The following is a 20,048-nucleotide window of genomic DNA, read 5'->3' as shown; positions in this document are numbered from 1 at the left end:
TTCCCCCGTCTAAATCGCCTCCTAGGTCCCTTAACATTCATCCCTGAACAGATTCCCATCACGACAGGAACTTAGGTGGCATGACGACTTGAGGCTGATCAGGAATTTAACCTTACCACAATCGTTCATCCTCATAACACCCTCTAACCAGGGCACCAACACGCTGGAGATGGACTTTTAAACTTGGACTTCTCTTTCCTCCCATGAAATTCCCTAAGCTAGTCAAGGCTTACTGCCCCAAGTGTAAGACTCACACTGACCACTCCATCTCCCTTTACAAGGGTGGAAAGAGGAGGGAGATCGCAGAGGGACAGCGCAGGTACAACAGGAAGAACCTAGGTTACGGAAGCACAAGGAAGCCAGTTCCCAAGAGGTTCGCCAAGGTCACGAAGAAGCAGACCCTGATGTTTAAGTGCCAGAAGTGCGGTTACACCTACTCCAAGCTAGGGATGAGGGTAAAGAAGCTCGAACTAGTTGAGGTGATCAAATGAGGAAGACTAGGATACTAATCCCAGAACCTGCATCCCACTTCGTTCGCGTCAAGTGCACCAACTGCAACAACGAGCAGGTAATCTTCTCCCACTCCACGTTCCCTGCGCGTTGCCTCGCCTGCGGGACACAGCTCGTTTACCCGAGGGGCGGGAAAGCAAAAATAGTCGGAGAAGAACTAAGACAGCTAGGTTAAAATGATCTACAACAGGTACCCTCTCCCCCGTGAGGGGGACATTCTAATTGCGACCGTGAAGCAGGTTTTTGATTACGGTAGTTACGTCACGCTAGACGAGTATGGTGGGCTTCAGGCCTTCCTTCCCTGGAGTGAGATAAGTACCAGGTGGGTTAAGAACATAAGGGACGTGGTAAAGGAGGGAAGGAAGATCATCGTCAAGGTGATTAGAGTTGACCGCAAGAAGGGGTCAGTTGACGTTTCCCTGAAGAAGGTCAATGACGACGATAGGAGGAAGAAGAACGCCCAGTGGAAGAGGATACAGAAGATCGACAAGATCCTGGAGATAGTGGCGCAGAAGCTCAAGAAGAGCGAGAAGGAAGCATGGGAGCAGGTGGCCTGGAAGCTCGAGGAGAAGTACGGCGACGTGTACGAGGCCCTCCAGAAGGCATCTAAGGAAGGGGAGAAGGTCCTCCTGGATGCGGGGGTGCCAGAGATCTGGATTAAGCCCATCCTTGAGGAGGCCAGCAAACACGGGGAAGAGAAGAAGGTTAAGGAGAGCAAAGTGGTCCTGGTGAAGAGCCTGGACCCTGATGGTGTGGACAAGATCAGGAAGGTGTTCGACCTCGAGGATGAGGGGGACATAAGGATATTCACGATTGGTGCCCCAAGGTATAGGGTTGAGGTTTCAGGGACCGACCCGAAGGCTGTAGCACAGAGGCTCGAGGAGGTCGTACAGAGGATACTAGAGAGGGCAAAGGAGGAGGGCGTTTCAGCGGAGGTTGCCAAGTGAGGCTAATCAGGAAGTGTCCCAAGGACAAGGTTTACACCCTTCACGAGAGGTGTCCCGCCTGCGGAGGCGAGACGAAGCCCGCTCACCCTCCCAGGTTCTCTCCTGTGGACAGAATGGTGAAGTATAGGATCCTGGCCAGGAGAGGGAAAGTCTGCTGACTTTTTATCTGGCCCTACCATTTAGACGGGGCCATGAAGAGCGATGGGCGGCTAGATCAGTGATGATACACTGCAGCACTGAGCCCACTTCACGCTAGTCCGCGTGAACATGTTGCTCAAGTTTTTACTTCTGGGGGTAGAAGTGTTATTTGACCCTTCGCCGAAACGGGATAGGAAGGACTTCTTTGACAGAGAGGGTGAACTGGAGAGGCTAAAGACCTTGTCATCTCCCATAGCCTTAACCCTGGGTTTGAGAAGGACCGGAAAATCCTCTCTCATAAGGATAGCTCTGGGAGAATTGGGTCTCCCCAACTCGTACCTCACTTTAGAAAGTTTCAAGAGGCTTACGTCCCGTACAGGGACTTCCTTCTAGAGATACAGAGGGAGACAAGCTCACAAGGGCTGATAATTCTCTCCTCAACTTCCTGAAGCACGTTCAGGGTGTCTCGATCCTAGGAAACGAGGTAAAGTTCAGCTGGGGTAGAAGGGAGAGGGTCTCCTTCTCATCCCTTCTTGAGGTACTTGAGGAGTGGGCCGAGAATCACGGGACTAGAGTGGTGGTGGTCATTGATGAGGCCCAGGAGCTCAGGAAGGTGAGGGGAGTGAACCTGTTGCCCTCTCTTGCTTACGCTTACGACAACCTTAGGAACGTAAAGTTTATCCTGGGAGGTTCAGAGATGGGGCTCCTTCACGATACCTTAGGGTTGAGGATCCAGGGGCACCGCTCTACGGGAGGGCTTTCCTCGAGGTGAAGTTGCAACCCTTCTCCAGGGAAGAGTCAATCGAGTTCTTAAGAAGGGATTTTGAGGAGCACTCCATACAGTTCAATAAACCTGAGGAGGTATACGAGAGAATAGGAGGCATACCAGGGTGGCTAACCTACTTTGGTTATTATTACCTGCAGGAGCTTGATCTTAACGCCTCCCTACAGAGGACCCTTGACACTGCCACTAGGTTAATAACGCAAGAGTTCGAGAACTTCCTGAGGGATAAGAGCTTGGCTCGGGAGAGATACTTCACCGTGATGAGAGCTGTGTCCAGATGTGCCTCGTGGGGAGAGATAAAGGACTCGTTGGAGGCGAGGGAAGGAGTTGAGATTAGTGACACCGAGATCTCAAACTACTTGAGGCAGTTGATGAGATCGTCGTGGATAGTGAAGGAGAACGGGAAATATTACCCCGCAGAGCCCTTGATTGGGATAACGTTCTCGAGCTGAGCCCGTGTTGATTGCTAGGGAATCTCGAGTGAGAGACGGGGAGAAAACGTTACGAGAGCGTAGAAGGAGCTTTTGACCGATGGCCCCCGAAGTTTCCATGACTCGTCTAGAGTGAGACCTGCCTAATTGCGTAGTAACTCGCCAAGTTGTCCTGAACTGCTACCCCAACACTCTTGAAAATTGAGGGCCTCTCCACTTTCACTCCCCTCTCCAGAACCTCTCCTAGCTCCACCACCTTACCCCTGAGAACGCCACTCCTTGCTGGTTGTATGTAGTCCCCGCTCTCCTTGGAAACTGCCTCAAGCGAATCGACCATGTATGTCCTTGCCCTCCCGACAGTCTCGTCATCGAGTTCGCGAGCCTCAGGGGTATGAGCCCCTATGCTTGCCACGTGGAAACCTTCCTTGAGGAGTTTACCCTTCACCACGGGGGTAGTTGACGACGTGGTCGCAAAGATCACGTCGCTCTCCCTCAGGAGGGTATCCAAGTCCACTGCCTCTGCACCTGTCCTCCTTGCCAGCTCCACGTGACTTTTCCTCGAGGTCACGAGAATCCTCGAGGGAGATAGATACCCCTGGGCCATCCTAATGTGGAACTCGGCCTCCTGGCCTGCACCGATCACCCCAAGAACTCCCACCTTCCTCCCAACGGCGAGTTCTGTGGACAGAATCGAGGTGGCTGAGGTTCTGATTGCGGTTAGGGTTGCCCCAGGAAGGAGTGCCAAGGGCTCAGCTGTATCCGGTGACATGGCCAGGATTGCACCGTTCACGGCTGGAAGACCCCTATCCCTGTTCCCTGGTATAACCGCGATAACCTTCACTGTGAAGAGGTACTTGGTCCTGCAGGGCATAACGCCCCACCAATCTTCCTTGACCGTGAGGACTGTTCTCTGCGGTGAGAGGACCTCTCCCCTGTACAGGAGGGAGAAGGCCTCCTTCATGGCTGATACTGCCCTCTCTGGAGTGAGGAGGTCTAGGAGATCTTGATCCGTGAGAACTTTCATGTCTTCCTGTGAGAGGGAATGGCTAAAAACTTAGAGGGTTTCCAGATACCTGGACAGAACTGAGACCAGTGTCTGTTCCTGCGACGAGGTGAGGTGACCTCCAAAATAGTATAGGTCAGCCTCGGCGTAGCCCCTGTGAACCAGGATTATCGTGGTCCCACTACCGTTAATGATCTGGGTGTAATTGGAGCTGACCACGTTAACAAGTTGGAACACGACCACTGTCGCGTGGTAGTTGCTCCCGTTCACGTACTCCAGGACGCCGGACTTCACCTCGGAGGGTTGATAGACCCCGTTCACGAGGACCGAGAAGCTCTGATTTGTTGTTTCCCCGTTGAGCTGGTGAACTATGACGTAACTGCCCTTCACCTGGTAAGACCCACTAGTGGGAAGTATTTTTCCGGGGCCCAGGGTCGAGTTTATAACGGTCTCATTGAGAGGGAGAGGAGGCGTTCCAGGATGTAGCAGGAGAAACGCAACCAATACCACCACAACGACTACAGCGATCACTGCGGGAACTAGAACGCGATTCATGATGGTGGAGTGGAAATACCCTATTAAACGTTTTTCGCAGGGGCTCCTCTTCTTTCTATCTTCCCCTCATTTCCCCATCCTGTTCAAAATTCTCTCCAGGTTAGTCGCCACTTGCCCTGCCGTAGGCCTTCTCACGGGGTCTGGGTTTACCATGGCCTTTATCACGTTTGCCAGCTCTGGATCAACGCCTGGTAGGCTTAACCCAGCGTAAAACTTCTGGTACTCCCTGAATGCCTGGTCGATTAAGACGCTGTAGTTACCCCTGTTGAGGTACTCGTCCACAGCACCGTCCATGAGCTTAACAACCTCCGCAGGATTCAGGATTTGTCCAGTCAGCATCTTGTAACCCGTGGCCCCTAGTGCGTAAATGTCCATCCTTGGATGGGCCCCACTCCTCATGAGGAGCGCCTGAACCTGATCCACGGGACAGTACTCTGCCGTGTACTGGTCCAGAACCCCTCCCACCTTCTTGGACGCCCCTAGATCACCCAGCTTGGCCTTAACTCTCCCCGTGACTAGGTTCTCAAACACCTCATCCCCGCTCCTCCCTGGAAAGGAGGAAAAGAAGATGTTCTTGGTCTTGACGTCGAGGTGAACGTAACCTTCGGTGTGAACCATATTGAGTGCCCTCGCAACCCTCATGAGGATGAAGGTTACTATCCTCTCCCACTTCTCGGAGTAGAAAACTGCCTGTTCCTTGAGAAGGGAATCCACGTCCCCTCCGCCCATGAACTCCATGACCATGGCTGGGGGAGACTTAAGGTAGACCTCTACCTTTCCCGAGAGTATCTCAGTGATCGCGGTCCTATCCACAAAGATGCCGTACAGGGTTACCATGTCCTCGGTCTTGGTTGAGATCTCCTGTAACTTTGATGATTCCCCGGCCATATCGGCGAAGGTGGTCTTGCTCAGTCTGGTCCTCTCCCCAGCGGAGGCGGGGGATATGAAGGGGATCTTTATGGCATAGGCCTGTCCTCCCCTCTCCCCCAGAAGGACGTAGGCGGTGCCTCCCTTACCCACTACTCTCTTAACTTGATAACCGTAAATCTCCCTGTTAACCCAGAGTGAGGGGTCCCACTGACTTAGGGGTGGAAGGTTCAGTTTCTCCTGCGCTGGGGCGGGTGTTGAGGGAGATATTATCCTCCTCGCCGTCTCCCTGGTCCTCTCGTTGACTCCCTTGGCCAGGACCAGCCCAGCCAATTTCTCGGCGTTCTCCCTATCCCTCTTCTCCAGGGCTAGAAGGAGAGGATCAACGTTGTTGGGAAGGTTGCCTGAGGACAGGATACATTGAACGAAGCCCTTCAGGTCCTGACATGAATTGTAGTCAACGTTGTAGTTAGAAATCAACCAGAGGAGAACTGTACAGTTCTTGTCCCTTGAGAACTGGCAGGCCAAGGAACTGGTGGAGATCCCCAGTGAGTTGAGGAAGCCCACGTACCTCTTTGCGGTGCTATATCTCTTGAGCCTCACTGACTCCACGAGCTTAGCCTTAACCTTATCTGGATCAGTTAACCCCCTCGGTATCACTGAACCACCTGCGCCCGTAAGGAGAAGGGGGAGTAGAGGACTAGAGGTGAGGAGGAACATGAGTCCCCCTAGGGCTAGGGAGATAGTAGACGTGATGAGACCCAGCGGAACTGCGTTGACCCTTACCTTGGGAACGAGACTGATGGGGACCATGATCAGGGAAGCCAAGGCCAGTATCACGAAGGGAAGGGAGAAGTCTCCTCCTAGAACTTGACTGAAGGCGAGAAGCCACAGGGAGCCAAATATGGGAATTGAGGGATACGTGAGTCCCACTGACCTGAAGGCCTGGAAGGGTTTCGTATCTGGAGAGTAACTCAACATGAGGAAACCCACAAGACCAAGTGAGGAGAGAAACACGGAGATTAAGCCTGTCGAGGAGTGAAGTTCCGAGATCAGGGTATTGGGTATGACCGAGAGTTGACCTCCCTCCAAGGAGATCAGGAGAGAAATAAACTGATTGCCCAGGAAAAGGTAGGAGATCAGGGGTAGGACCAGGATCACATAGAGAAGAAAGGAGAAAACAAAGGTCTTCCATTTCCCCTTGTGAGTGAAGAGAACTATTGACGAGATGACAAGAATGAGAGTAGCAAGGAAAGACAGAGCGTACCCTGTGACCGTTCCTAGCTCTCCGCCCTTCATCCCTAGGTTGAGCATGATCAGGGCTAGTCCAAGCCAGACCGAGATCGCGAGGCCGTAAGCCTTCGTGCTATGCTTGAGAATAGATGCCAAGGACACGAAGAGGAGGAAGAGCAGGGGTAGAACTGAGGTGATGGGCACAGATAAACTGGATAGGGTTGGGTTGATTCCTATCTCTCTAGAGAGGTAGAGGAAGGCTATGGCAATGGCTTCAAGGGATCCGGCTATCTTAAGGGCAGATGACCACTTCGCCAGTAAACCATAACTAAATTTCATCCTTGGAATCTAGAATTTTCAGAGGTAATAAACGTTGAGAGCCCCTATGAGGGTAGGATACCCCAATCCAAAGCAAAAGCTTTAAATGAACGTTGGGGCGATTTTATGATGTCGAGGGATAAGCCTCGAGGGGCCCGTAGCTTAGCATGGTTAGAGCGCCCGGCTGATAACTTCTGTCAGAGACCGGGAGGTCGAGGGTTCAAATCCCTCCGGGCCCACCTTCCTGTGAAAACTTGGTTATGATCAGGATAAAGAGATGACTAGTCCCACATCAAGAGGCTCACGGTTTCACTTTCCTTAATGCATCAAGAAGTCGCGTGGCTATCACGAGAGCCTCCCTACTCTCCTCTTCGGTGACCGACCTTTCATCGTAATCCGCCTTTTTCCTGAGCGTGTAGAGGTGTAGTAAATCTTCTGCCTCCGAGCTGAAACCCATGTGCTTCAACACATTTGCCAGCTTGTCGTCGCGACGGGGTACCTCTAAATTCATCGCCTCCAGAATAGATTCTAACTCTCTTCTTACCGAGAAGTACAGGGCTGACAGCTTTGTTAAGGCTACCCGCTTGGATATCGATTTTAGCTTCATTCAACAGTATTTCCGATTTTCTGGAATTCATGTATCAGCTCCTCTCCTTCTTCAACAAGGTAGTAACTAATGGTGCAGTCGTGTTTGTCGTTGACCAAGAGTGCCGATCTAGCTACTTTCCTCCTCACCTGGTCATCAATCTTTTTCACGACTACGAGGACGTTACTGTCCCTAATCCAAGAGTCTTCGTCCAGCCCTAGGACCATGGATAGGTTGGGTCCAAGGGACTCTATTAGAAGGCTAGAGAACTCATGGAGAGCTAAGTTCCACTCGTTATTGACGAGTCTATATACTGGATAAAAAGGAAACGCGAGAATAAAAATTTACAAGAAACGCGAGGGAAAGTGGTTTACCTGCGATGAGACTTTCTACAACTGCCCTATGGTATCCCGGGAATCCCTAGTTGCAACTAGAACTACCTTCTCTCCACCCTACACGGTTCAACGTAACCTGCCAGCCAGAGGGAGAAGGCCCTCTTCAGGCCTAGCATCACGTAATCTCCCTGCTTGAGCTCGATCCCGTCCATTTTCAGGTTCGACCTCACCTCACACAGAACTTTCCCATCCCTGTTGACGTAGGCCCCGGTGAGATAGTTAACGTAGAGGTCCCTCATCTTGTTGACCGCCTCGTTATGCCAGGAGTCAAAGCTGTCCTTGATCTCCCTGTTCTCCACGACCTTTATGAGCCTCATCTCGAATAGCGACTCTGCGATCTCGGAATAGATCTTCAGCTCAGCATCGTGTATCTTGTCCTTGTACTTATACCTTAGTCTCTTGAAGGTGGAGATAATCTGCTCCACTTCGACCCCTGGGATACTCTGGGGGTCCTCTCCCTTCAATTCCCTTGATAGGAACTCATCTAACGTAATAGGTCACCTCACCCAAGCCCTTGAGGTATGCGAAGACCGCGTAACCGGCCTCCATGGAAACTGGCTCCCCCTTGTTCAGGTGAAACTGCCTGTCCACTAGGAGGAAGTCCCCTGTAATGAAGGGGAGGAGGACCGCCTTTCCCGAGAAGGGGGAAAGGGATATATCGTAGAGGAAATCGTTCATCTCCTTAACGAGGAGGGAACTCTTTCCGTGGATTGACCCTGGAATTCTCACGAGCCTGTGCACATCCACGGTAACCTGTTCGTCCACGCTAACCCCTCCTTCCTGCCTTCCGGCCCACCCAGGATCCCCCTCAACACCCCTGAAGGGAACCTGGTCCCTCATGACGTACCTCACAATCTCCTTCCTGTCGTCTGAGTCCATGAGTGCGCAATCTCCACTGCACTCCACGAGCACGTGAAAGCCCCTGTTCCCTGAGAAGAAGATCCTGGGGCTCAGGTCAAAGTCCTCCTTCAATATCCTGGAGAGAAGCACAGCCTGGTCCCAGGTCTTCCTTAGACAGTCCAAGGGAATCTCCACGTACTCCCTCGCCTCCACGTCGTGATCTGGACACCTTTCGCCCATAACCTCCTTTCCGCAGACGGGACAGAAGGTGATCTTCCTGGGCTCGCATAGATGGTCAGCATCTAGATCGAACTGGAGATCTGACCCCATCCAACCCTTCTCCTCCATGTCCCTGGCTGAGGGTCTCTGATACTTGGCAGAGGAGTAGAAGACGTGACCTGGGACCTCCCTCAACAACACCTCCCTCAACTCCTGGGCAGTTTGGAAGGAGAGATGCCTAACGTAACTGCCTCCTGAGAGCGGTTGAAAGGCGAACTCCCTCAACTCCATGTCGAAGGGGAGATATAGCTCTGCCCTCTCGTAATAGCTCCTGATCAGAGACCTGACTATCCTATTCTGCCCTGGGGGCAATATAGAAGTCACCGTAACCCTCCTGAGGTAACTCAAACCTCAACTTTATGGGTAGTTGGGAACCGAACATGAGCTCCACTATGTCAGAAGAGTTCCTCATCTTCGCGGTCTTCACCAGGTAATCCATGCCGTAAGTCCCCTTCGCGTCTGCACCGGTGGCCTCAAGCAGGGTCCCAGACTCCTCAGACAACTCCACCTTGGAACTGCCCACATCGCCCTCAACCATGAACGTGAGCTTTCCTCCCTCTGCGGACAGGGTTAGGGCATCGCCTAGGTCTCCAAGTATCTGCATGACGTTGGAGAAGGTCGAGGTGAGCATCTTGGCCTTAAAGGCGAACTCCAGCTTGATCGATGGTAGACTCGGCTCCTCACCCATGAGGATGGGTAGGTAAAAGGTCCTCTCAAAGTCACCGTCCAAGGTTATCATGAGCCTGTCCTCCCCTGACTGGAAAGTTAAGCTATCGTTCTTCTTAACGTTCTTGAGGGAAGCTATTATTTCCTCAAGCTTAACAGTAACGGTCTCCTTCTCCGCGCTCTCATACTCGTGGAAATAGGCCTGCGGAATAAAGATATCTATGAGTGCAACCCTGGCTGGATCAACACCGCTGAGCCTGACGCCTTCCTTGGTTCCTATCAAGGTAATCTCGGGCATGAACTCGCCTATGGTCCTGAAGATCGTGGCCATCGAGTTAGCGTCAATAACCTTGAATTTCATGGATGAATCATTAAGGGTTCAGGTTAAAAAAGAAGAGGTCCCTTCCCTACAGTCTGCTATTGTTCTCCTCTGTGGCGTAGTCCTCTCCTCCAGCTAGAACCCTCTGGAGTTCAGCGTATAACTCATCGAATCCCTGCCTACTTGGTGAGGAAACGGGTATGGGGGGTACCTCCAGGCTCTCCACGAGTGTCTTCACTAGCTCAAAGGAATAATCATCTATGACTCCCAGGCTGTCCATGAGTCCCTCTCCCTGGCCCCACTCAAGGAGGTTATTCAATTCATCCTTGGAGATCAAGTCAATCTTGGAGAGAACGTTCAGCTGTGGAATTCCCAACTTGAACCTAACTGAACTGGAGAGAAGAAGGAGAGACACGTAACTCCTGGCATCCCTGGCCAGAAACGCATCCAGGAGGAACACGTTGACGCTTTTGCTGTCCCCCACCAGTAGGGACGAGAAGGTCCTCCCGGTGTCCCTGTACGCGAAGAGTTCTACCTGACCTGGGGTGTCCACGAGAACGTAATTGGCCTCTATGTTCCCAATGTCGTTCTTTATCTCCGTTGCCTTGGTGAGGAGGAGGTCCACGGAGACTATGAGGGATGAGTTGGGACCCAGGCCATATCTCTCCATTACCTCCATGGCATCAACGTAATCCCTTACGTCAAAGTCCGGGGTGTAGGGAAGCCTCTCCACTGCAGGGTCCATGTTGACCACGGCAACGTCCATTTCCTGGTCAAGGAGGTATTCCTGGAACTCCTTCACCATGGTGGTCTTCCCTGAGCCGGCAGTTCCTGTGAAGAACACGTAATACATGGGTTTACGTCGTTGCTTAACCTTTAAAACTTCACCCTTACATTCACTACAATGATCATTGTAGGAGGTACTGCGACGAACGGGATCGACGAAAGGCTATCCAAGTTACTGGGAGCCAGGCTGATCAAGGTTGAACACAAGGTTTTCCCAGACGGGGAGTCCTACGTTAGGATTCCTTCCTCCCTCTCAGGTGAGGAGGTTGTCCTAGTCCAGACAACTCAACCACCGCAGGATAAGAACCTCATGGAACTTTTCTTAATGGTCGAGGCCCTAAGGGACGTGGGGGCATCCAGGGTGACGGCCGTTGTGCCCTACATAGCCTATTCCAGGCAAGACAGGAGATTCCTTGATGGAGAGGCAATAAGCATAAAGACAGTGCTCAACGTCATGCGTTCCCTGGGTGTCTCAACCCTGGTCACAGTGGAACCACATCATCAAGAGTCCCTGGACTATTTTGGGGGAGAGGTGAGGGTGGTGGATCCCATCCCCTCCTTGGCGAAGGAGGTGAGAAGGTTCGTTAAGAACCCCTTTGTCCTAGGCCCAGATAGGGGAGCCATGGGGAGGGCCGAGAGACTCGCTAAGGAACTAGGATGCAGGTACTCCTTTCTGGAAAAGGAGAGGGATAGGCACACCGGGGAGATTAGGGTTAGAGCAGGAAACCTAGGGTCGCTGAAGGGTTACGACGTTGTCCTCGTGGACGACATAATCAGCACCGGTGGAACGCTGGTAGAGGCAACCAAGATAGCCCAATCTCTGGGTGCTGAAACCGTGAGTGCCGCTGCCGTTCACCTCCTGCTGGTTAACGGGGCATACAACAGGTTAAGGGAGGCAGGGATCAAGGAGATCGTCGGAGTTAACACCGTGGTTCCAAGGGAAAAGGTTAACCTAGTGGATATATCGGATCAGATAGCCGTGAAGCTATGAAATACGCTAAGCTAAGCAATGACGAAGCCTTTGCCTCCATGGCTGAACTCAGGGCGTTAGTTGGGGAGGAGGTTCATTTCCTAACTGGGGTTGGCCTTTACGATCGTGAAGTGAAGGGGGTTGCGAGAAGGTCGTCCACGATAAAGGCTGTGGGACAGGTCCTGACCATCTCCCACGATCCAGGAGAGATAAACGAGAGCCTCAAGGGAAATTGCTTCTCGATCTATCCCGACGTCATCCTAGGAAGGGAAAAGGAGAGGTTTCACGCCCTATACTCTGAGGCGATTCGCGGGGTTAAGACGTCTAGGTCATGTCGGAAACTTGACCTAATCTTCACGGATGGGGTCCTCCTGGCTGGGCTCAGAGAAGAGGAGAGGGATAGCAAGAGCCTGGTTGAGCACTCGAGGAAGCCCTTTTCCCAGTCTGGAACCATGGATCCCTACACCTCCAGGCTAATGGTGAACTTGGCTAGGCCCAGGAGGGTTCTGGATCCCTTTGCGGGACTGGGTTCAATCCTGATTGAAGCTGAGTGGCTAGGTTATAGAGCAGTGGGACTGGATGTGGATCTCAAGATGATAGGGAAAGCCAAGGTTAACCTGGAGTACTTTGGATACTCCAGTGAACTGATCCAGGGATCGGCCACGGCTCTCCCCTACACGCGGGGGTTCTCCGTGGTTACTGATCCGCCTTACGGTAGGTCAAGTAACGCGAAGGGAATGAAGCTGGAGGAGCTGTACCAAGGTTTTCTCTCGGAGGTGGCGGAAATCCTGGAGGGGAGGTTAGTTTTCGCCGCAGACTCCAACGTGGACTGGAGGGATGTCATAAGGTCAGTTGGGCTGAGGACCGTGTACACCCACTTCCTCTATCAACACAAGAGCCTGTCAAGGGCCATATACGTTGTGGAGAGATGAGCGTCTCCTCAACCTTTTTACCCATCCGACATCATTTTCGTGGAGTTCCAGCGTATGATGAAGGTTTACTTCATTGGTACAGGTGGGGGAGCACCATCTAGGAGAGGACTCCCAGCTTACCTGGTGAGGAGGGAAGGCCTCTCCATACTCATGGACTGCGGTGAGGGAACACAAATAACCATGATAAGGAACTCCTTGAACATCATGAACGTTAACGTAATTGCCATAACCCACCTCCACGCAGACCACGTACTTGGGTTACCGTCACTGATCCAGACCATGGGGATGTACGATAGGAAGGAGAGACTATATATCCTTGGTCCAGAAGGGCTTAAGGACTTGCTTACCGAGACCTTTGAGAGAACCTACTTTTCGCCCAATTTTCCCATAGAGTTTGTCTCAAGCTACGAGAGCCAGGGCATTAGGGTGAGGCCCTTTAGAACCTGCCACGTGGTTCCCTCCCAGGGTTACCTTGTGGAGGAGAAGGACACCGCAAACCTTGATGCAGAGAGGTTGAGGAGGGAAGGGGTTACCGACTGGAGGGTAATGAGGATGCTTAAGGAGGGGAAGGAGGTCCCCTGGGGTGACAGGGTTCTGAAACCTGAGGACTACTTGATCGTGAAGAGGGGAATAAGGATAGCTTACACAGGAGACACAAGGCCCTGTGAAACCGTAATCAACTCGGTCAAGGGAGTTGATCTTCTCCTCCACGATTCGACCTTTGAGCAGGGGATTGACGCATCAGAGTACGGTCACTCCACATCAACCGAGGCTGCTACCGTAGCCAGGGAAGCAGAGGTCAAGAGGCTAGCCCTAATTCACATAAGTGCCAGGTACAGGGACACGTCGGAGATGTTGAAGCAGGCCAGGAGAATTTTCCCCATGTCCTTCGTCCCAGAGGACCTTTCCTTCCTCAATCTTCGGGCATAGGGTTGTCCCAGAGGGGTCTTCCCCTTGAGGTCCTGGGAGCTAGCCAGTCCACCACGGCCTCCAGATCCCTGTGAAACACTGTGTAGGTTATGGGACCCAGGGGCGACTCGTTCTCGCTATCCACAAAGGTGATTTTCCCCACGTAGGCTGCCTGCTTATGGATCATGAAGGTCAGCCTGTCCCCTTCAATGCCCCTCCTCAGGTATTTACGGGCAGCGTCCAGTATCCTCTCTTCCCTAAGAACCCTGTGAAACTTTGAAAGACTTGATAGCGTGTCCGATTCCGCCACGAACAACCTGTATTTTCCTTCCTCAACCTTGCTTGACTTGAACGAGAAGAAGTTTGCCACTGCCACCTTAACCTTATCCTCGTCTTCCGATGGCCTAATCTCGGCTGTTACCACAATCCTAGTCAAGTTATCTTCCCCAGGGCCTCAAGGGCCCTCTTCCTGAACTCCTCCTCTGTGGAGTCGTTGACTACCATGACGTCGGCCAGGGCTATAACTCCCCCAACTCCGAGGGCGATCTCCTCGAGATCCCTTCTCCTTAGGTCCTCTTCCCTCAAGGAATCATCAGCCCTCATCCTTTTCTTTAGCCTCTCGTATCTGAGAGCAGGTGGGGCATGAACTGCGACTATCACAGGTTTTCCAAGTCTTGAAAACTCATCAACCTCAGCAAGATTTCTCACACCGTCAAAGACTACCCTTTCCTCCCTTCCCCTCAACTCCTCTATGCTTAACCTGGCAACTATCCCCTCACCATAGATCTCCCTTAACCTCTTTGCGTAATCCATGAGTCTTTCACCGTGTCTTGCCTCCTTCTCGAACCTCTTCCTCACCGAGTCACCCATCACGATCACCGTGTAACCTCTCTCCTTCAAGATTGAGGAGAGGAGGGACTTTCCGGAACCGGGCATTCCAGTGATTAGAAGGACTTTAATTGGAGACCACCTTTCCTTAGGATTGAGGGGTTAAAAAACGTGAGGCTATTCATAGGGATTCCAGTTTATGACGCACCGTGGCTAAGGGAGGCTCTTGGAATGGTGGAGAGAACTGGAGCTGACGTGAAGCTCGTGGAACCCCAAAACGTTCACATTACCCTGGCTTTCCTGGGGGAAGTTGCGGAGGACAGGGTCAACCTGGTAAGGGAGAGCTTGGACGAGGTGAAGTTCACGGCCTTCAGGGTTGTGTTCAGGGGGTTAGGAGCTTTCCCCAGCGTGTCCAGACCTAGGGTTGTGTGGATGGGAATAACTGAAGGTTTCAACGAGCTCAAAAGGATCAGGACATCCCTGGTGAAAGCCCTAAACTCCAGGAGAGTTAGGGTGGAAGAGGAACAATTTGTTCCGCACCTTACCCTGGGAAGGGTAAAGGGACCGAGAGGTGTGCTCGAGCTTGCCAAACTCGTGGAGGAGATGTCGGACAAGCAGTTTGGTGAACAGGAGGTAAAGGAAATAGTCCTGTTCAAGAGCACCTTAACCCCCAAGGGGCCTATCTACGATCCACTTCACAGAATCACGGCATAATGGGGTTTTGCCTTGGAGATACTCGAGGAAGTCTTGAGGAGAGTGAAACCGGGACCTGAGGACACAATCAGGATTCAGAGTGCCGTGGACCTGGTGATTTCCAGGCTCAAGGACCTTGACGCCGAGGTTCACGGCTCCTTCAGGAAGGGTACATGGCTGAAGGGAGACACTGACGTGGACCTATTCGTGTTCTACCCTAGAAGCGTTGGGAAGGAGTACCTAGCCCGAGAAGCCTTGAGGGAAATCCTGGACAGACTTCAGGGACTAAGGACGAGGCTGGCTTATGCTGAGCACCCATATGTCATAGTTGAAGTGGACGGTGTTGAAGTGGACGTTGTTCCTGCGCTCAGGGTCGAGAGTGGGGATCAGGCCATCACGGCTGTAGATAGAACCCCCTTTCACACAAGGTACGTTACGAGCAGGTTAAGCGATGAGGGAAAGGACCAGGTTAGACTCCTAAAGAGGTTCCTGAAGGGGATAGGGGTTTACGGCGCCGAGATAAGAGTAATGGGTTTCTCTGGATATGTTGCTGAGTTGCTCACGATCTACTACGGCTCATTCCTGAACGTGTTAAAGGGCGCGTCAACCTGGAAACCCGGTACCGAGATAGTTCTGGAGAGGGAAACCAAGGAATTCAACTCACCCCTGGTTATCCCAGATCCCGTAGACCCCAGGAGGAACGCCGCTGCTGCCGTATCCATGAAAAGTCTAGCAACAATGTCGATTGCCTCTAGGATGTTTCTTAAGGAAGCCTCGCTTGACTTCTTCTATCCTCCCTCGCCTGAACCGCAACCCGTCCTAGGAGAGGTCCTGGTTGCAGAGATCAAGCTACTGGAGCCCTACGTTGACGACGTTCTTTGGGGACAGATAAGAAGGAGCGTGGAGAAGATCAGGAATTCACTGCTCAACGCAGGTTTCAGGGTAGTAGATGTGGGGTGGTGCCAGGACGAGAGGGTAAGGCTATTGGTTCAGGTGGAGTCAACGCAGATAGGGGATCATCACCTGGGACAGGGACCTCCCTTCTACCTTGAGAGCTCCACTGAGTTCATCCTCTCTAACAGGCACGTTTGGGTGGGTGATGACGGCAAACTTTACGCGTTGAAGAGGAGGAAGGAGGTCGACCCTGAGAGGATAATCCTTAACTCTATCTCTCTCAAGTATAAGTACTCGGTAAGACAGTATAAACTCACGGAGGCCAGCGACGATTGCACGAGGGCTTTCTTAAGGAAAAGGCCACTCTGGTTGAAATAGCGAAGTTCATTTTCCCTACCTACTCTCCCGAGATTGAAGAGGAGCTGGTCTCGTTTGGACTAACCAAGGCATACTCGATCGGGGGGACAACCCTTGGGAAATACAAGGTCCTGGGGAAGGGAAAGACTGGGGTTGTGGTCCTGACAGAGGACGGCCTAGCTCTCAAGATTAGGAGGACCGACTCCCCGAAGGAGAGCCTGGAACTTGAGGCTAGACTACAGATGAGGGCTGAGAGATCTGCCCCTAGGGTAGTGAAATTCGGAAGGAATTTCATTCTCATGGAGTATGTCCAGGGTAGGCATCTGGACTACGTCGAGAGCACGGAAGTAATTACGGATCTCCTGCTTAGGGCCAAGTACCTTGAGAGTGTTAACCTGGAACACAAGGAGCTAGTTCACCCCTGGAAGAACGTGATCGTGACCCAGGGAAGAACCTACATCCTCGACTACGATTCCGTGTCCGTGAAGGAGAAGCCCTTCAATGTGAACAGGATCTTAAACGCGTTCGGTTTTCACGACTTAGCTAGGGCTTACAAGAAAGGTGAAATTGATCTAGATGAGGTTCTCAAAAGGATCCAGACTTCCTATCCCTCAACTTCAGGTTAACGTCGTCTACGGATGGAGGGTTCAGCTTCTTCCCACACTTGGGGCACTTTCCTCCATAGATTGAGCTTATTTCTGAGGGGGTCCTCACCCCATAAAAGTCCTGGCCTACCTTCTCGAACTTGTAGAGTTCGCTATCACATCCCTTGCATTTATAAACAATCGCCAAAATTTTCCACCTATCCTACTCTATATTCGTAATCCCTCTTAAAGTATCGGCACGTGATACCGGGGTGGAAGTCCCTTATTTTAATCTATAATTACCGTTGGGAAGACACGGAGAGTTGATTGAAACTTTTTGGTATTACTAGTAGATTGATTTATAAGCGAGGCAAGAAGCACATAAGTAGAGGGGCCGTAGTCTAGCTTGGATTAGGATGCCAGCCTGGGGATAACTCCCTAACCACCAGAGCGCTGGTGGTCCCGGGTTCAAATCCCGGCGGCCCCACCTTCACAATTCTGTTCTCTAAGGCAACTCATTCTCAGCATGGGACAGAGTAAATTCCACAAAGCCGACATTTACTAAAACTTCTCAGGTTAGGACTGGTTTCTTATCTCAACCTTAACCCTAGAATCTTTATGCCTATCAGCAGAATCAGGCCTGCCAATATCATTACCGCGGAGGCGGAGATGGCCACCTGCGGTCCGTAATATCCGTAATAGTTATAGATCTGTATTGATGCTGGCGAGACGCCATTGAAGGGCTGACCTAGAACGTAATATGCGATAATAGCTATGGAACCGAACTCGCTCAATGCCCTGGACATGCTGGTTAACGCCGACAAAACCACTCCCCTGAGGGACTCGGGCAGAACCACATACGCGAAGGTTCTGAGGGGTCCTGCCCCCAAGCTCATGGCGTAGTTTTCGTAGGATCTAGGTAAGGCATCAAAGTAGGATCTCATTCCCCTAACGTAAATCGGGGCTGAAACTATCACTAGGGCTGCCACCAAGCCTTGAAAAGTGTCGAAGAAGTTTATCCCAAGGGCCTGGAGAAACTTTCCCACCGGAGAATAACTTGCATCCAGGAACACAAGCGCGACTCCAACGATCGGATGCGGGATCGAGGCCGGGACGTCAGCCAAGGTGTCCACTACTGGATCCCTTCCCCTCGATAGATAGTATGCCAGGGGAGTGAAGACCACCACGTCTATGATGGCTGCCGTTACAGATGAAATGAGCGAGAGCTCCACTCCCTCCAGAAAAGAGGATGAGAAGGCCTGTGGAGATCTAACCACGAAACCTTCAATGAGAATGTAGAGAACCGGAACTGAGAGGAGAAGAGCAGAAAAAATCGAGATTACCTTTATCCAGTTCAAAGCGTACCTCCTTCAACCAGTTTACCCTGGGAGAGTAAAGAGGCTATCTGAGGAGGAACTGCCGTAGAGTTGAACAGGATTGCAGGAGACAGCGGAAGTAGGCCGAACTTACTTAGGGACTGGGAGTTCTCAATCACGTACGTCACGAACTCAAGAGCCTCGGCCTGGTTATTTGCGTTCTTGGGTACAGTGATGAAGAGGTAGATGGGGGAACCGTAAACCGGTCCTGTGGATAGATTGTACTCAAACTTAGAGTAAAGGCTCGAGTAACTAGGATCTCCCTGGTTAATCTGATTGGGAAGTTGTATATACTCCAACCCCTTGGCTATGGCAGCCGACTTGTAAATGAATAGGAAGTTGATCTGTCCCGCCTCCAACGGCGATACCAGCTCAGCTGCGTTGGACGCGGTCACGTTACCCTTGTTGTTCAGCATTTCATTGTAGAATAGGAAAGTGTTGTTGGCATATTCATATCCAGCTAACTCTAGGGTAATCCACGCCCTAAAACCAGCGGGGTCTGTGTTGGGATCTGAGATACCAACCTTAACCTTACCGCTACTCAGTATCTGGAAGAAGTTGTACCACGCTGACGTGTTTCCGGCCTCTGCCTCCTTGGCGTAATTGAGGGCTTCTTGTGCGTACGGATTGTTTATGCTGGAGTTAGTGTAAGCTATGGTGAGCTGGTCTGCTACGAAGGCTATTGCCCAGCCGGAGGAGTAATTTCCCAGGTATGAGGGAGATGCAGCTGAGAGGGCCACAGGAAGGAAGACGCTAACCTGGGCGTTGGGACCCTCGGACGCGATCTCCCTCGCTAGCCCGAAGGATCCGCCTCCCTTGGGAGTGGGCACAGTTATGCCTGTGGCGTTCTGGAACGACGAACCTAGATATTGGGCCTCTGCCGTGTAGGCATCAGCTACCCATATGTAGAGCGGGGTTTGAGAGGTAGTGGTAGTCGTCGTGGTCGTAGTAGTTGTGTTGGTAGTTGGCGAGGGAGTTACGTGTTTCGGCATTCCAATCTCCACATATGCTAAAACTCCTACTACAATTATTACTAACACAACTATACCAATAACTAAACCCTTGTTCAAGGCTATCAAAATGAATGAGATATTGCCATTTATAAATATTTTCCAGCTTTCATATTAAGATTAAATGGTTAAAACCGAGTAAATCCCATGCTATATGATGCCCACTGTCACTGTTCTGAACTAGACGGGAAATATAACGTGGTAGTCGCTGCGGTCTCCATGGACCTTAAGACCTCGATGAAGACCCTTAACATGAAAGGGGTCCTACGCGGTGTCGGAATTCATCCATGGAATGCTGGAAACGGTGAACTCGAGAGGGTCAAGGAACTCGTGGAAAGGGCAGACTTCATAGGAGAAGTTGGATTAGATTACAGACTATCTAAGGCAAGTAGGGAGGTTCAGATCAAGTATTTCCAGGAGTTTCTCCTCCCAGATAAGACCGTGAACATCCACGCCCTAGATGCCTGGGAGGATGCCTTCAATCTGGCGTTAAGACATGGGGTAAAGAGGGCGATATTTCACTGGTATACTGGCCCACAAACCCTCCTCAAGGACATTGAGGGAGCAGGTTACTTCATAACGATTAACCCGTCTGTCACCTTCCAGGAGAAGCACCAGAAAATTCTCGACGTTGCCCCCCTGGAAATAATCCTCACCGAAAGCGACGGAGGTTACGTGTACAGAGGAAGACTTCTAGAGCCCAACATGGTGAAGGATGCACTGCAATTCATTTCCAAGAGGAAGGGAGTCGATGAGGGAGAACTTGAGAGAGTGATAGAGAGAAATTTTGTTAAAGCATTTGGGACAAGTTCTAATATCCTCCCGCGAGAGTGAGACA

General features: G+C 51.6%; 28 protein-coding genes and 2 tRNA genes. 16 read left to right on the top strand and 14 right to left on the bottom strand.

The features are described from left to right. The first annotated feature begins 203 nt into the window (after nt 1-203). From MSED_RS09220 to MSED_RS12525, 7 genes are all read left to right on the top strand, one after another. Nucleotides 204-491 (top strand): 50S ribosomal protein L44e, encoded by a 288-nt coding sequence (locus tag MSED_RS09220; protein WP_012021745.1) that lies wholly within the window; start codon nt 204-206, stop codon nt 489-491. Next, entirely contained in the window at nt 488-685 is a 198-nt protein-coding gene (locus MSED_RS12045; RefSeq protein ID WP_012021744.1) for a 30S ribosomal protein S27e, read from the top strand. The genes MSED_RS09220 and MSED_RS12045 overlap by 4 nt, the downstream gene beginning before the upstream one ends. 1 nt (nt 686) lies before the next feature. Further along, nucleotides 687-1,457, top strand: a complete 771-nt coding sequence (locus MSED_RS09215) for a translation initiation factor IF-2 subunit alpha (protein WP_012021743.1) — start codon at nt 687-689, stop codon at nt 1,455-1,457. After that, on the top strand, nt 1,454-1,615 hold the full coding sequence (locus MSED_RS09210) for an RNA-protein complex protein Nop10 (protein ID WP_012021742.1): 162 nt from the start codon (nt 1,454-1,456) through the stop codon (nt 1,613-1,615). The genes MSED_RS09215 and MSED_RS09210 overlap by 4 nt, the downstream gene beginning before the upstream one ends. Before the next feature lie 109 nt (nt 1,616-1,724). After that, on the top strand, nt 1,725-1,988 hold the full coding sequence (locus MSED_RS12535) for a hypothetical protein (protein WP_225938837.1): 264 nt from the start codon (nt 1,725-1,727) through the stop codon (nt 1,986-1,988). 181 nt (nt 1,989-2,169) lie between these two features. Then, on the top strand, nt 2,170-2,367 hold the full coding sequence (locus MSED_RS12530) for a hypothetical protein (RefSeq protein ID WP_225938838.1): 198 nt from the start codon (nt 2,170-2,172) through the stop codon (nt 2,365-2,367). Between the two features lie 2 nt (nt 2,368-2,369). Next, nucleotides 2,370-2,831, top strand: coding sequence for an AAA family ATPase (locus MSED_RS12525; protein ID WP_230842345.1), 462 nt, complete (start codon nt 2,370-2,372; stop codon nt 2,829-2,831). 106 nt (nt 2,832-2,937) lie between these two features. On the opposite strand, the gene MSED_RS09195 is transcribed toward MSED_RS12525, so the two are convergent. The 3 genes from MSED_RS09195 to MSED_RS09185 form a co-directional block, all read right to left on the bottom strand. Continuing rightward, nucleotides 2,938-3,834 carry an ornithine cyclodeaminase family protein gene (locus MSED_RS09195; protein ID WP_012021741.1) on the bottom strand — a complete coding sequence of 299 codons (897 nt, stop codon included), beginning with the start codon at nt 3,832-3,834 and terminating at the stop codon, nt 2,938-2,940. A gap of 30 nt (nt 3,835-3,864) precedes the next feature. Then, nucleotides 3,865-4,368: a hypothetical protein gene (locus MSED_RS09190; protein ID WP_012021740.1), complete on the bottom strand. Its 504-nt coding sequence runs from the start codon at nt 4,366-4,368 to the stop codon at nt 3,865-3,867. A gap of 66 nt (nt 4,369-4,434) precedes the next feature. Continuing rightward, nucleotides 4,435-6,807, bottom strand: a complete 2,373-nt coding sequence (locus tag MSED_RS09185; RefSeq protein WP_012021739.1) for a protein kinase domain-containing protein — start codon at nt 6,805-6,807, stop codon at nt 4,435-4,437. A 130-nt stretch (nt 6,808-6,937) separates the two neighbouring features. Here MSED_RS09185 and MSED_RS09180 point away from each other — a divergent pair. Continuing rightward, a tRNA-Ile gene (locus MSED_RS09180) sits at nt 6,938-7,025 on the top strand. Between the two features lie 62 nt (nt 7,026-7,087). Here the strand turns inward: MSED_RS09180 and MSED_RS09175 are convergent. From MSED_RS09175 to MSED_RS09150, 6 genes are all read right to left on the bottom strand, one after another. Beyond that, the gene (locus tag MSED_RS09175) at nt 7,088-7,393 is read right to left on the bottom strand and encodes a hypothetical protein (RefSeq protein ID WP_012021738.1); all 306 of its coding nucleotides are present in this window, start codon (nt 7,391-7,393) and stop codon (nt 7,088-7,090) included. Continuing rightward, nucleotides 7,390-7,599 (bottom strand): hypothetical protein, encoded by a 210-nt coding sequence (locus tag MSED_RS11850; protein WP_012021737.1) that lies wholly within the window; start codon nt 7,597-7,599, stop codon nt 7,390-7,392. The genes MSED_RS09175 and MSED_RS11850 overlap by 4 nt, the downstream gene beginning before the upstream one ends. Nucleotides 7,600-7,808: 209 nt before the next feature. Further along, complete coding sequence (locus tag MSED_RS09165; protein WP_012021736.1) at nt 7,809-8,192, bottom strand: hypothetical protein; 384 nt, start codon at nt 8,190-8,192, stop codon at nt 7,809-7,811. 55 nt (nt 8,193-8,247) lie between these two features. Next, the gene (gene priS / locus MSED_RS09160; protein WP_012021735.1) at nt 8,248-9,210 is read right to left on the bottom strand and encodes a DNA primase small subunit PriS; all 963 of its coding nucleotides are present in this window, start codon (nt 9,208-9,210) and stop codon (nt 8,248-8,250) included. After that, nucleotides 9,179-9,913 (bottom strand): DNA polymerase sliding clamp, encoded by a 735-nt coding sequence (locus MSED_RS09155; protein WP_012021734.1) that lies wholly within the window; start codon nt 9,911-9,913, stop codon nt 9,179-9,181. The genes priS and MSED_RS09155 overlap by 32 nt, the downstream gene beginning before the upstream one ends. Before the next feature lie 46 nt (nt 9,914-9,959). Beyond that, the gene (locus MSED_RS09150) at nt 9,960-10,724 is read right to left on the bottom strand and encodes an ATP/GTP-binding protein (RefSeq protein ID WP_012021733.1); all 765 of its coding nucleotides are present in this window, start codon (nt 10,722-10,724) and stop codon (nt 9,960-9,962) included. Nucleotides 10,725-10,775: 51 nt separating this feature from the next. Here MSED_RS09150 and prs point away from each other — a divergent pair, with 51 nt between their 5' ends. The 3 genes from prs to rnz are packed head-to-tail and all read left to right on the top strand — an operon-like array spanning nt 10,776 to nt 13,489. Next, nucleotides 10,776-11,648, top strand: coding sequence for a ribose-phosphate diphosphokinase (gene prs, locus MSED_RS09145; RefSeq protein WP_012021732.1), 873 nt, complete (start codon nt 10,776-10,778; stop codon nt 11,646-11,648). Beyond that, a complete protein-coding gene (locus MSED_RS09140) occupies nt 11,645-12,559 on the top strand; it encodes a TRM11 family SAM-dependent methyltransferase (RefSeq protein ID WP_012021731.1) in 915 nt (304 codons plus the stop codon). The genes prs and MSED_RS09140 overlap by 4 nt, the downstream gene beginning before the upstream one ends. Before the next feature lie 54 nt (nt 12,560-12,613). Then, complete coding sequence (rnz, locus tag MSED_RS09135) at nt 12,614-13,489, top strand: ribonuclease Z (RefSeq protein ID WP_012021730.1); 876 nt, start codon at nt 12,614-12,616, stop codon at nt 13,487-13,489. Here the strand turns inward: rnz and MSED_RS09130 are convergent. After that, on the bottom strand, nt 13,473-13,904 hold the full coding sequence (locus tag MSED_RS09130; RefSeq protein ID WP_012021729.1) for an RNA-binding domain-containing protein: 432 nt from the start codon (nt 13,902-13,904) through the stop codon (nt 13,473-13,475). The two genes, rnz and MSED_RS09130, sit on opposite strands and share 17 nt — an antisense overlap. Next, nucleotides 13,901-14,428: an AAA family ATPase gene (locus MSED_RS09125; protein WP_225938925.1), complete on the bottom strand. Its 528-nt coding sequence runs from the start codon at nt 14,426-14,428 to the stop codon at nt 13,901-13,903. Before MSED_RS09125 ends, MSED_RS09130 begins: the two co-directional genes overlap by 4 nt. A gap of 39 nt (nt 14,429-14,467) precedes the next feature. Between MSED_RS09125 and thpR the strand changes: the two genes are divergently transcribed. Genes thpR through MSED_RS09110 form a run of 3 tightly spaced genes read left to right on the top strand, consistent with a single transcriptional unit; the run spans nt 14,468 to nt 16,866 of the window. After that, nucleotides 14,468-15,010 carry an RNA 2',3'-cyclic phosphodiesterase gene (thpR, locus tag MSED_RS09120; RefSeq protein ID WP_012021727.1) on the top strand — a complete coding sequence of 181 codons (543 nt, stop codon included), beginning with the start codon at nt 14,468-14,470 and terminating at the stop codon, nt 15,008-15,010. Between the two features lie 12 nt (nt 15,011-15,022). Then, nucleotides 15,023-16,261, top strand: coding sequence for a CCA tRNA nucleotidyltransferase (cca, locus tag MSED_RS09115; RefSeq protein WP_012021726.1), 1,239 nt, complete (start codon nt 15,023-15,025; stop codon nt 16,259-16,261). Beyond that, the gene (locus tag MSED_RS09110) at nt 16,249-16,866 is read left to right on the top strand and encodes a serine/threonine protein kinase (protein ID WP_048060351.1); all 618 of its coding nucleotides are present in this window, start codon (nt 16,249-16,251) and stop codon (nt 16,864-16,866) included. Before cca ends, MSED_RS09110 begins: the two co-directional genes overlap by 13 nt. Here MSED_RS09110 and MSED_RS09105 read toward each other — a convergent pair. Next, nucleotides 16,826-17,032 (bottom strand): hypothetical protein, encoded by a 207-nt coding sequence (locus MSED_RS09105; protein WP_012021724.1) that lies wholly within the window; start codon nt 17,030-17,032, stop codon nt 16,826-16,828. The genes MSED_RS09110 and MSED_RS09105 overlap by 41 nt on opposite strands. Nucleotides 17,033-17,214: 182 nt before the next feature. Here MSED_RS09105 and MSED_RS09100 point away from each other — a divergent pair. After that, nucleotides 17,215-17,311, top strand: a tRNA-Pro gene (locus MSED_RS09100). Between the two features lie 103 nt (nt 17,312-17,414). On the opposite strand, the gene MSED_RS09095 is transcribed toward MSED_RS09100, so the two are convergent. Together MSED_RS09095 and MSED_RS09090 are read right to left on the bottom strand one after the other, a co-directional pair. After that, a complete protein-coding gene (locus MSED_RS09095; protein ID WP_012021723.1) occupies nt 17,415-18,182 on the bottom strand; it encodes an ABC transporter permease in 768 nt (255 codons plus the stop codon). After that, on the bottom strand, nt 18,179-19,279 hold the full coding sequence (locus MSED_RS09090; protein ID WP_012021722.1) for an extracellular solute-binding protein: 1,101 nt from the start codon (nt 19,277-19,279) through the stop codon (nt 18,179-18,181). Before MSED_RS09090 ends, MSED_RS09095 begins: the two co-directional genes overlap by 4 nt. Nucleotides 19,280-19,357: 78 nt before the next feature. Here MSED_RS09090 and MSED_RS09085 point away from each other — a divergent pair, with 78 nt between their 5' ends. Further along, entirely contained in the window at nt 19,358-20,044 is a 687-nt protein-coding gene (locus MSED_RS09085) for a TatD family hydrolase (RefSeq protein WP_012021721.1), read from the top strand. Nucleotides 20,045-20,048 lie beyond the last annotated feature (4 nt).

This window comes from Metallosphaera sedula DSM 5348, from assembly GCF_000016605.1.
Taxonomy (GTDB): Archaea; Thermoproteota; Thermoprotei_A; order Sulfolobales; family Sulfolobaceae; genus Metallosphaera; species Metallosphaera sedula.
This window is presented reverse-complemented; position numbering and strand designations above follow the sequence as displayed.

Bases quoted from the DNA above. Each gene is read 5' to 3' on its own strand.
- MSED_RS09195 (WP_012021741.1), bottom strand. From the start codon at position 3,834: ATGAAAGTTCTCACGGATCAAGATCTCCTAGACCTCCTCACTCCAGAG.
- MSED_RS09155 (WP_012021734.1), bottom strand. From the start codon at position 9,913: ATGAAATTCAAGGTTATTGACGCTAACTCGATGGCCACGATCTTCAGG.
- MSED_RS12045 (WP_012021744.1), top strand. From the start codon at position 488: ATGAGGAAGACTAGGATACTAATCCCAGAACCTGCATCCCACTTCGTT.
- MSED_RS09215 (WP_012021743.1), top strand. From the start codon at position 687: ATGATCTACAACAGGTACCCTCTCCCCCGTGAGGGGGACATTCTAATT.
- MSED_RS09190 (WP_012021740.1), bottom strand. From the start codon at position 4,368: ATGAATCGCGTTCTAGTTCCCGCAGTGATCGCTGTAGTCGTTGTGGTG.
- MSED_RS09220 (WP_012021745.1), top strand. From the start codon at position 204: ATGAAATTCCCTAAGCTAGTCAAGGCTTACTGCCCCAAGTGTAAGACT.
- MSED_RS11850 (WP_012021737.1), bottom strand. From the start codon at position 7,599: ATGGTCCTAGGGCTGGACGAAGACTCTTGGATTAGGGACAGTAACGTC.
- MSED_RS09185 (WP_012021739.1), bottom strand. From the start codon at position 6,807: ATGAAATTTAGTTATGGTTTACTGGCGAAGTGGTCATCTGCCCTTAAG.
- prs (WP_012021732.1), top strand. From the start codon at position 10,776: ATGATCATTGTAGGAGGTACTGCGACGAACGGGATCGACGAAAGGCTA.
- MSED_RS09085 (WP_012021721.1), top strand. From the start codon at position 19,358: ATGCTATATGATGCCCACTGTCACTGTTCTGAACTAGACGGGAAATAT.
- MSED_RS09140 (WP_012021731.1), top strand. From the start codon at position 11,645: ATGAAATACGCTAAGCTAAGCAATGACGAAGCCTTTGCCTCCATGGCT.
- rnz (WP_012021730.1), top strand. From the start codon at position 12,614: ATGATGAAGGTTTACTTCATTGGTACAGGTGGGGGAGCACCATCTAGG.
- MSED_RS09175 (WP_012021738.1), bottom strand. From the start codon at position 7,393: ATGAAGCTAAAATCGATATCCAAGCGGGTAGCCTTAACAAAGCTGTCA.
- MSED_RS09150 (WP_012021733.1), bottom strand. From the start codon at position 10,724: ATGTATTACGTGTTCTTCACAGGAACTGCCGGCTCAGGGAAGACCACC.
- MSED_RS12535 (WP_225938837.1), top strand. From the start codon at position 1,725: ATGTTGCTCAAGTTTTTACTTCTGGGGGTAGAAGTGTTATTTGACCCT.